At 66.6% G+C, this 6,406-nt stretch carries 4 protein-coding genes; 1 reads left to right on the top strand and 3 read right to left on the bottom strand.

The features are described 5' to 3' along the window. Nucleotides 1–438, top strand: a 438-nt coding sequence (locus A5784_RS16500) for an HNH endonuclease signature motif containing protein (RefSeq protein WP_197514773.1), incomplete at its 5' end; no start/stop codon positions are given. 38 nt (nucleotides 439–476) lie between these two features. On the opposite strand, the gene A5784_RS16495 is transcribed toward A5784_RS16500, so the two are convergent. The 3 genes from A5784_RS16495 to A5784_RS16485 form a co-directional block, all read right to left on the bottom strand. Further along, nucleotides 477–2,933: a hypothetical protein gene (locus A5784_RS16495; protein WP_064945982.1), complete on the bottom strand. Its 2,457-nt coding sequence runs from the start codon at nucleotides 2,931–2,933 to the stop codon at nucleotides 477–479. Nucleotides 2,934–3,170: 237 nt separating this feature from the next. Beyond that, the gene (locus A5784_RS16490; RefSeq protein WP_064945981.1) at nucleotides 3,171–4,535 is read right to left on the bottom strand and encodes an alpha/beta hydrolase family protein; all 1,365 of its coding nucleotides are present in this window, start codon (nucleotides 4,533–4,535) and stop codon (nucleotides 3,171–3,173) included. Between the two features lie 17 nt (nucleotides 4,536–4,552). Next, the gene (locus A5784_RS16485) at nucleotides 4,553–6,394 is read right to left on the bottom strand and encodes a S8 family peptidase (protein WP_064945980.1); all 1,842 of its coding nucleotides are present in this window, start codon (nucleotides 6,392–6,394) and stop codon (nucleotides 4,553–4,555) included. Between the last annotated feature and the right edge of the window lie 12 nt (nucleotides 6,395–6,406).

Here is a 6,406-nt window from a genome sequence, read left to right as displayed (position 1 = left end):
GAGGTGTGGTTCGAACGCCACGGGCAGGTCATCGGCGCCGGCCGTACCACCCGCACCGTCAACCGGCGGCTACGCCGAGCCCTGGAGTATCGCGACCGCTGCTGCGCCGTCCCCGGCTGTGGCGCGACCCGGGGTTTGCATGCCCACCACCTTGTGCACTGGGAGGACGGTGGCCCCACTGACCTCGACAATCTCGTGTTGCTCTGCCCGTACCACCATCGGCTGCACCACAACGGTGGCATCACCATCACCGGGCCCGCCCACCAACTCAGCGTCACCGACCCCACCGGCAAGCAGCTACATCCCGGGTCCCTGGCGCGTCCACCGACCACACCGCCGCCCGATGTTGCGCCTTACCGAGGGCCGACCGGCGAACGCGCCGATTGGTGGTGGTACACCCCCTTCCAACCGGAACCACCACCACCGTCGGCCAACTAGGCATGAGCCAGGCAGCGTGCCGGGCCGGACAACGCCGGCTAGCGAGATGGCTTGGGCGGCGGCCGCAGCCGGTTCGGCTCGGCGCCGGGTGGAGCTGGGAGCGGCGGCGGGGGTGGCAGTGGTCCGGGCACCGGCATGATGTTGCCGCCCGGAACTGGGGTCGCGGGATCGAGAACCGCCTTGTTGTACAGAAACTGCTGATACTCCGCAGCGCCGGGACCGGTCCAGGGTGGGTCTTTGAAACTCGCGACGCGCATGGTTCCGTCGTCGACCCGATAGCGCGTCCAGAATGGACGTTCGGCCCCTGGAACGAAGCCATATTCGGTTTCGAACCGGATTTTCGAGACCGGGTCCTGCCACGCGATCGCGGACTTGACCGGAGTTCGGGATCGCAGTGCAAGGGTGTCCCCGGTGACGAGGTCGAAGTCGGCCATCGAGGGCAAACGATCGTAAGCGAGCGCCCGGTTCGGGTGGTAGTGGATCTCCAGGTGCCACTCGGCGGGATCGCCGCTGCGGAAGTTCTCCTTGTCCATCTGCCAGGACCTACCTTCGACAAACGAATGCCCACCTTGAACTGCCACACATTCGCCGGTGGCCGTATCGCGGAAGATCGCTGCCTCGCGCGACGGGTCCTCACTGATCATCGCTTCGAAGCTCCGTTTGGCGCCGGCGCTGTCGAGACCGTATTCGATTGTTCCAGCCGGATCGGTGATGGTGCCGGGCGGTTCGGGAGTTGCCTTGTCGCGCAGCCACTCGTCGAAGCGTTGGCCCCGATCCGGGTTGTCCTTGTCGCGGGAGGCTTTCTTCCAGGTTTCGTAGTCAGCCTGGAGTTTTTCCGGATCGGCGACGGCCAGGTCGGCCAGGCTGACCTCGTTCGGGTTATCCCGACTGGCGGTGATGATGAGATCCTTCAGTGCCGGATCCTTGATCTTCTCCAGAGCAGCCTTGAGATCCGCAGCCATGGATTCGGCGTCGCCCATCGCGGTCGCGACGATCTGTGCACCCAATCCTGGCTTCTCACTTGCCGATTCCACCGCGACGTTCAGTTTCTTCTGTGCCGCGAGCACTTCGGCTGCTCCTGTCCCCCTGGCCACCTTTGCGATGGCCGCGGCAGCACGAGCCTCCTTGTAGGCACCGCTGACAGCCTTGAACACGGTGATCGCACCCTCGAGAGCCTTGACCTCCGCGACCCCTTCGAGCAGGCCGAAGGCGAGTGCGGCCCCCAAGGAGAACAGCGACGGATCGGTCTGGGATATCGCCTCGGCCTTGTCCATCGCGGTACCCGCAGCCGCTTCCTCCCAGTAGAAATCCTGGAACGCGCCGTAGACGTCAACCGCGGCCATCGCCATGCCGATACCGCCGGCGACGAGTCCGACACCCGGGATGAGTGAGGCCAGCAGAAGTCCCGTACCGATGGCTGTCTTGAGCTTGCCGTCGAACTCCGCGTCCTCGTTGAGGTCCCGGATCTTGTCGTCGATCGCGGCGCTGGGCAGCGAGCCGGCGCTGATCGCCATCTTCCGCTTGGTGCCGTCGCGCAGCGAGGGGTTGGTCCAGAACTTCTTGATCTTGTCGTCGTCGTTCATGTTGCTCTTGACGTACGCGATGTTCGCGAGCTTGTCGGCGATGTCGTGACGAATCTTCTCCTGCGCGTCCATCAGTGCCGTCGTGGCAGCATGACCGGCCGAACCTGGCTGCGCGAACTCCGCGTTGGACGCGAGCTCGCCGAGCTTCGTATCGTCGCGTTCGAACGAAGACAGGATCGGGTAATCGCTGCACTGCTTCTGCCGCAGGGCGTGGTACTCCTTGACCACAGGTTCCAGCGTCGTCGGCCGTACCATGTCGCCGAGAATCGGCCCCATCTTGGCATTCGCCTCTTTGGCCTTCTTCAGCTTCTGCTTGCCGTCGGCCAGGGCCTTCGCGGCCCGCATCATTCCGCGGATCTCTTCGCTCCACGGCATCGATGCCGAGATGGCGGCTTGGCCCGCATTCATCGGCGTGGGGTTGAGTATTGATTCCTGGTTGGGAAAGCCATATCGCTTGCCCTCAGCGAGAAGACGACTCTCGCTGGAGTCGAGCATGCTGCTGACCGTCCCGAGCAGGTCCTGCTGGAATTGCTTCTGCGCCGCGGTCACACCTTCGTCGACGCCCCGCTGACCTTGCTCGGCGTTGGTGGCCATCGTCGGCTCGACGCTGACTGTCTGCCCCTTCGTCGCGTCCTCGTATTTGTGGACGTTGCCGCTGGGCGTGCCGTTCATGTCCGCGACGAACTCCGCCTGCCATTTGCGCTCGGCCACGAGTCCGTTGCGTCCTGCCATATCGGTCAGCAGTTTGTTCATCGCTTTCGCGTCGACGCTGACGATGTCGTTGCCGTAGCGATAATTCCCGGGCGCGAGCGGCGGACCGTCGACGAGGGCGAGGCGTTGCAGGTACGGCAGGGTGAGGACAGCCTGATTTCCGGCGAGGCGTTGCAGGGCGACAAGGGCGGGAGCACCCACGGTCGAGACTTTCGGTGCGGCGTCACTTCGGATCGCGGACAGCGAGGTGTGCGACGGGCGAGGCCGGTCATGGCTGCGCTGAGGCTCGGGTCGTGCCCTTGATCCGGACATATCGCCCACTCCCTACGACGGCGCTCCCTCATTGTGTTGAGGGCAAGCGACACCCCGCAAGGACGACGGCCGATGACTGCCCCTTCGGACCTTCGCGCCTGACAGCCCGCGGCGACCCAGTCAGGTTCAAGGCTTGTTCAGGCCACCCGCGGATGCGGTTACCCAGCTCAGTTCCGAATGGAAGATGTCGCTGTGTGCGCCCGACGGGCCCGCGTCGGCGTTCACCACTGCCGAGGCGTCCAGGTTGAACAGCTGTCGCGGCTGGAACCGGTACGGCACACCGTCGCCGCCGAGCGGTTGAGTCACCGCGCGGTAGGCGCCGAGCGATCCCATGGCCCGCCACCGGAACAGTGGATCGTCCAGTCCCGCGGCGTCGTCCCCGGCGGCTGCAGACGCCAGAGGATAGAACGTGCTCAGCGCCCGGTCATAGCGGGAGAAACAGATCGCCACCGGCCCGTCGACGCGGTTCTGGCAGCCGGCAAGAGCGCCGGAAGCCTGCCGGAACGGCAGCCGATCGGCGAAGGCGAACCGCGAGTACGCCGCCTCCATCAGCGTGACGGCCTTCACCGGCGACGGCTTGCGGTCCCGCATCCCGGCCAGGGCGTAGGACACCAGACGGCCACCGAAGCTGTGCCCGACGAGATGGAACCGCAACGCCGGGTACTCATCTGCCAACCGGTCGATGGCCGGGCCGAGCCCGTTGCGGCCGACCACGCCGGCACGGTTCTTCATCTGCCAGTAGCTGAGCTGCCGCAACGCCTCCTTCGCGCCCTGCCACACCTTGCCTGCAAGGTCACCGAGGCCGGCCGCCCCGCCGCCGTCACCACCGAACGTCGCGCCCGCATCGGCGAGCCTGTCACCGAACTTGGTGAACACGTCGACGGGATTGCGCTGCGGATCGAGCATTCCCGGGGTTCCCGGGGGCAGCAGCACGGCCGGGTCCGCCTCGCCGTCACCGAATCCGGTGTAGGTGTGGGCGTTGAACGCACGCAGCGCCGCGAACATCTGGGTAGCCCCCGCCGCCGTGGGCGGTTGGGCAAGCAGGCCGGCGATCACGTCGAGATCTGCGCTGCCGCCGGGAAACATCTCCTTGAGGTCGGCGAGTTGGGCGGCGTCGAGAGTTGGCGGCCCGGCCGGGAACGTCGGGGTCTGGGCGAGCGCGACGGCACCTGCCGCCTCGTCGGTCTGTTCGTCGGTGAAGTCCGGGATCGGCTCGTCGCGCCACAGTTGCGATGGCCACCGCAGCCCGACGAAACCGACGGTGTACGACGGATCCAGTTGCTGCGCAAGCAGTTTGAACCACCGCTCGTAGAGCGATGACGCCGCGGCCTCGTCGTTGTTCCAGCCGTGCGAGAAGATCACCAGGTCGGTGAGTGCGCTCGCACTGATGCCCTCGGTCAGCGCGGCGGACGTCGCGGGATCGATGTCCCCGTCGGCGTCGAACACCAGTCGAAACAGCGGTCGGCCGTCGATGCTGTCGATGTTGCCCATGAATTTTCCCTTTCACCTCATACCGATTGCAGTGCGCACAGCAGATCGACCAGACCGCTGCCCTCGAAGGCGGGATCGCGGCCCAGCGAAGTCGCAGATTCGACGAATATGCGCTTGATGTCCTCGGGCTTGCCGATGAGTTCGCGCTGGACCGACAGGAACGCCGCGATGGCGCCGGACACGTGTGGGGCGGCCATGCTGGTGCCGCTCGCCTCGACGTAGAGCGCCACCCCGTCGGCGATCGGAGCCTCAGTCTGCTGCTGGACGCTGATCCGATTCTTGCCCGCGGCGGCCGAGGTGATCCGCTCCCCCGGCGCCACCAGATCCGGCTTACGCCGTCCGTCTCCGGTAGGCCCCTTGGACGAGAAGTACGAAACCCCGTAGGTGTGCGGAGCGTCGCGATGCGTCGCCCCGACGGTGATGGCCCGTTCGGCGTTGCCGGGATCGTTGATCGTCATGTCGGCACTGAACTTGGTGACGTCACTGGCGAACAGCGGATTCAACGACACGTATCCGGTGTTGCCGGATGCCACGACGACCACGACGCCCGAGCGCACGGTCTTGTCGACCTCAAGGCACAGTGGACTCTGTCCGCAGGCGAACCACTCGGCGGCGAATTCGTAGCCCAGGCTCAGATTGACCCCGTGGATGCGCGGCATCCGCTCGCTCTGCGCGTTGACCTCCCGGACGTAGTCCAGCGCCCGCATCACCCGACTCACGCGCGACGTCTGATCGCCGGGGCCAAGGACCTTGAGGCTCACCAGCTTTGCCCGTGGGGCCATTCCCGCGAGCTTGCTGACGTCGGTCACCGTGCGCTGCTGCAGGATCGGGTCGTCCCCGTCCGGCGAACCGACGTTGAAACGTTTCTCGGCGACGTAGACGTCCTCGGCCTTGAACCCCACCAAACCGCCCGCGATGATTCCGGCGACGTGCGTGCCGTGCCCGTCGTCGTCGGTCAGGGCCGAGGCGACCTGCTCACCGGCGGTGAAGTCGCGGTGCAGGTCGGCCACCGCCGGATCGGACAGGGTCTGGTGACCGATGAAGTGGGGGTGGTCGGCCGCGATGCCGGAATCGACCACCGCCCATACGATTCCGTCGCCGAAGCTGTCGAACGCCCGCTGCGCGGGGACGGCCTTGATGGTGGTGGACGACGCGTCGATGAGCGGGTGGGTGTCGAAGTCGGGCCAGATCCGGTAAACGGCCCGCGCCGGCCAACGTTGTGGCACCGCGTCGGCGGATACCAATCCTTCGATCTGGCCGGTGGTCAGGTCGCCCACCAGGTACTGCCCTGCGACGGGCACCGGCACGCCCGCACCGTCGACCAGCCGCCACAGATCGCGAACCCGTTGCATCGCCGCGGCCGTGCCGTCCGCGTACCGAAGGTTCAACTCGATCATGACCGGCCACAACGCCTCACGCGCCTGGGCGGCATCGCCGCCCGGAGGCACGACGAACTTCGCCCGCAGTGGCGGGGTTATCACCCCGGCCAGTAATGCGTCGCGACCCGGCCCGGCGGTGGGCGGTGCGGGTGCGAGCTCCCGTTCATCGGTGGCCAACGCCGATGTGCAGGCATCGTCGACGTCGCGCCGCCCTGCCGGGGTCAGCTGTACGGCTGCTTCAGCGGCGCCGGTCGGGGCGACGACGCCGGTTTCGAGGAGTTGGTCGACGGCCCGGTCTACGGCTCCGTGCCACCGCGGGCTTCCATCGACGCAAGGCCGGTCTTGCGGGGTGAACCGGGAAGCGAAACGTGCGGCCACCGCCTCACGGATGCGCTGCCGATCGGCGGGCATCTCTAACGTGTCCAGGTGGCCGAGTGCGCAATGCACCCGATCGGGCCATGGATCGTCGGCTGTGGTCACCGCGCTACCTCT

Origin of the sequence: Mycobacterium sp. 852013-50091_SCH5140682, from assembly GCF_001665685.1 — a bacterium.
In the GTDB taxonomy this organism is placed as follows: Bacteria; Actinomycetota; Actinomycetes; order Mycobacteriales; family Mycobacteriaceae; genus Mycobacterium.
The sequence above is the reverse complement of the archived record's forward strand: the minus strand, read 5'-3'. Positions and strand labels throughout refer to the sequence as shown.